Below are 1266 nucleotides of genomic sequence, written 5' to 3'. Positions count from 1 at the left end.
CACCCGGTCGGCCGCGACGAACGCGTCGTCGACGTCGGACCAGAGCAGGTGGGCGACGTCGTCCGCGCGCAGGACGCTGACGACGTGCCGGAGCACCCGGTCGTCGCCGGTCTCCGCGCGCGCGGCGTTCGCGAGCATCATCCCCACGGCGCGGGTGTCGGCACCGGGCGGCAGTGTGACGACGAGGCCGTGGTCGGCGTCCGGTCCGCACACCCGGTCGAGGTGCTCGGCGCGCTCGGCGACGGACCGGGCCGCGGCGACGGCACTCCCGGTGGCGTGCATCCGGTGGCCGACCGAGAGCCGTGCGGCCACCCGGTCGGCGTCGACGTCGTGCATGGCGGAGACGAGGGTGATGGCGGCGGGACGCATGTGGGCTAATCTACATGATCATCGTTCTCAACAACTAAGACGTCGACGAAGGAGAACCCCGTGAAGGTCCGCAACTCGCTCAAGGCACTCAAGAAGATCCCCGGGTCGCAGGTGGTCCGCCGCCGGGGCCGCGTGTACGTCATCAACAAGCAGAACCCGCGGTGGAACACCCGGCAGGGGTGACGTCACCGGCGTTCCGTAGGGTGGCTCCATGCGACTGCTGCTCATCCGCCACGGCCAGACCCCTGCGAACGTGAACGGTGTCCTCGACGCCGTCGTCCCCGGGCCGGGACTCACCGAACTCGGGCAGCAGCAGGCCGACGCCCTGCCGGCGGCGCTCGCCGACCGGGGGATCGAGCGGCTCTTCGCGTCGACGATGGTCCGGACGCAGATCACCGCGGCACCGCTCGCCGCGTCGCTCGGCCTCGAGCCGGTGGTGCTGCCGGGGCTCCGCGAGATCGAGGCCGGCGACACCCAGGGCAAGCGCGACCAGGTGTCCGTCCAGACGTACATCTCGACCGTGCACGGCTGGTCACTCGGGGACCGCACGACCCGGATGCCCGGCGGCGAGAGCGGCACCGAGTTCTTCGCGCGTTACGACGACGCGGTCCGGCAGATCCTCGCGACCGGCGTCGAGGTGGCGGCCGCGGTCAGCCACGGTGCCGCGATCCGGACGTGGGCGAGCGCCGCCGCCGACAACACCCCGGACCACTTCGGCACGAAGCGCCACCTGGAGAACACCGGGATCGTCGAGCTCGAGGGCTCCTTCGACGACGGCTGGCGCCTGGTCGACTGGGAGGGCGAGCCCGTCGGCGGCGAGCAGCTCATCGACCGGACGGCGCAGGACCCGACCGGCGAGCGGTTCTGACGCGACCAGCGGACGGAACGGGANTTTTT

General features: G+C 71.8%; 2 protein-coding genes and 1 pseudogene. 2 read left to right on the top strand and 1 reads right to left on the bottom strand.

Translation table 11 applies throughout. The features are described 5' to 3' along the window. Positions 1 to 369, bottom strand: a pseudogene (locus I5E_RS21055) (hypothetical protein); the annotation flags it as partial. A 60-nt stretch (positions 370 to 429) separates the two neighbouring features. Between I5E_RS21055 and ykgO the strand changes: the two are divergent. Beyond that, positions 430 to 552, top strand: coding sequence for a type B 50S ribosomal protein L36 (gene ykgO / locus I5E_RS02945; protein WP_022905672.1), 123 nt, complete (start codon positions 430 to 432; stop codon positions 550 to 552). Between the two features lie 28 nt (positions 553 to 580). Then, positions 581 to 1237: a histidine phosphatase family protein gene (locus I5E_RS02940; RefSeq protein WP_022905671.1), complete on the top strand. Its 657-nt coding sequence runs from the start codon at positions 581 to 583 to the stop codon at positions 1235 to 1237. Positions 1238 to 1266 lie beyond the last annotated feature (29 nt).

The sequence above is a fragment of the Curtobacterium sp. B18 genome (genome assembly GCF_000333375.1).
GTDB lineage: Bacteria > Actinomycetota > Actinomycetes > Actinomycetales > Microbacteriaceae > Curtobacterium.
Note: the sequence above shows the minus strand (reverse complement) of the source record. Positions and strands in the feature narration are given on the sequence as shown.